This window comes from Bacillus sp. NTK074B, assembly GCF_017303375.1.
GTDB lineage: Bacteria > Bacillota > Bacilli > Bacillales > Bacillaceae_B > Rossellomorea.
Window position 1 is genome coordinate 1 of the sequence record NZ_JAFKOH010000028.1, and the last position, 1,677, is coordinate 1,677.

At 49.4% G+C, this 1,677-nt stretch carries 1 rRNA gene; it reads right to left on the reverse strand.

The window, feature by feature from the left end:
• Positions 1–1,583, reverse strand: a 23S ribosomal RNA gene (locus JI667_RS21270); the annotation flags it as partial.
• Positions 1,584–1,677 lie beyond the last annotated feature (94 nt).

Below are 1,677 nucleotides of genomic sequence, written 5' to 3' on the forward strand. Positions count from 1 at the left end.
GCGATGACGGGATTTGCCTCATCATCAGCCTAACTGCTTAGACGCACATATCCAGCAGTGCGCTTACCCTATCCTCCTGCGTCCCCCCATTGCTCAAACGGAAAAGAGGTGGTACAGGAATATCAACCTGTTGTCCATCGTCTACGCCTATCGGCCTCGACTTAGGTCCCGACTAACCCTGAGCGGACGAGCCTTCCTCAGGAAACCTTAGGCATTCGGTGGATGGGATTCTCACCCATCTTTCGCTACTCATACCGGCATTCTCACTTCTAAGCACTCCACCAGTCCTTACGGTCTAGCTTCGCAGTCCTTAGAACGCTCTCCTACCACTGACACCTAAAGGTGTCAATCCACAGCTTCGGTGATACGTTTAGCCCCGGTACATTTTCGGCGCAGAGTCACTCGACCAGTGAGCTATTACGCACTCTTTAAATGGTGGCTGCTTCTAAGCCAACATCCTGGTTGTCTAAGCAACTCCACATCCTTTTCCACTTAACGTATACTTTGGGACCTTAGCTGGTGGTCTGGGCTGTTTCCCTCTCGACTACGGATCTTATCACTCGCAGTCTGACTCCCATGGATAAGTCTTTGGCATTCGGAGTTTGTCTGAATTCGGTAACCCGATGAGGGCCCCTAGTCCAAACAGTGCTCTACCTCCAAGACTCTTACACATGAGGCTAGCCCTAAAGCTATTTCGGAGAGAACCAGCTATCTCCAAGTTCGATTGGAATTTCTCCGCTACCCACACCTCATCCCCGCACTTTTCAACGTGCGTGGGTTCGGACCTCCATTCAGTGTTACCTGAACTTCATCCTGGACATGGGTAGATCACCTGGTTTCGGGTCTACGACCACATACTATATCGCCCTATTCAGACTCGCTTTCGCTGCGGCTCCGTCTTATCAACTTAACCTTGCATGGGATCGTAACTCGCCGGTTCATTCTACAAAAGGCACGCCATCACCCTGCCTGTTTTCCAGAGGAAAATAGGCATAGGGCTCTGACTACTTGTAGGCACACGGTTTCAGGTTCTATTTCACTCCCCTTCCGGGGTGCTTTTCACCTTTCCCTCACGGTACTGGTTCACTATCGGTCACTAGGGAGTATTTAGCCTTGGGAGATGGTCCTCCCAGCTTCCGACGGGATTTCACGTGTCCCGCCGTACTCAGGATCCACTCAAGAGGGAATGAAGTTTCAACTACAGGGTTGTTACCTTCTTTGACGAGCCTTTCCAGACTTCTTCGTCTACTTCATTCCTTTGTAACTCCGTATAGAGTGTCCTACAACCCCAAGAGGCAAGCCTCTTGGTTTGGGCTATATCCCGTTTCGCTCGCCGCTACTCAGGGAATCGCAATTGCTTTCTCTTCCTCCAGGTACTTAGATGTTTCAGTTCCCTGGGTCTGCCTTCCATACTCTATGTATTCAAGTAAGGATATTGTTCCATTACGAACAATGGGTTCCCCCATTCGGAAATCTCTGGATCAAAGCTCACTTACAGCTCCCCAAAGCATATCGGTGTTAGTCCCGTCCTTCGTCGGCTCCTAGTGCCAAGGCATCCACCGTGCGCCCTTCATAACTTAACCGAATTGGTTGTTACATCAGGTTTAAAACCTAAAATGGCGATACTCGGTAATTTCTTGACTATCAATTTATCTTTATCTAGTTTTCAAAGAACAA